We start from the raw sequence: 522 nt of genomic DNA, 5'->3' as shown, positions 1-522 counted from the left end.
TAAAGCACTTAGCACCTGTTTATATTGATGAAACAGGATTCGATACTTATTTTTATCGAGAATATGGTCGCTCATTAAAAGGTCAGTTAATAAGAGGTAAAATATCTGGAAGAAGATATCAGAGGATTTCTTTGGTTGCAGGGCTAACAAATGGTGAGTTAATCGCTCCAATGACTTACGAAGAGACGATGACGAGTGACTTTTTTGAAGCTTGGTTTCAGAAGTTTCTCTTACCAACATTAAACAAACCATCAGTTATTATTATGGATAATGCAAGATTCCATAGAATGGGTAAGCTAGAGCTCTTATGTGAAGAATTTGGGCATAAACTTTTACCTCTTCCTCCCTACTCACCTGAGTACAATCCTATTGAGAAAACATGGGCTCATATTAAAGGCTCTATAATATTTGTAGTGGGTAAATCCCCTATGGATCTTATGGAGCCTATTTTGTATAGAAAAAAAGTCCCATAAGATCTATAATAAAAAGCGACCAAACCATCATTAGAAAGAATCCTATGGA

General features: G+C 35.4%; 1 pseudogene. It reads left to right on the top strand.

The annotated features are described in order from the left end of the window. Positions 1 to 395: pseudogene (locus QM406_RS10095) on the top strand (IS630 family transposase); the annotation flags it as partial. Positions 396 to 522 lie beyond the last annotated feature (127 nt).

This window comes from Streptococcus infantis (genome assembly GCF_047465035.1).
Classification (GTDB): Bacteria; Bacillota; Bacilli; order Lactobacillales; family Streptococcaceae; genus Streptococcus; species Streptococcus infantis_T.
The sequence above is the reverse complement of the archived record's forward strand: the minus strand, read 5'-3'. Positions and strand labels throughout refer to the sequence as shown.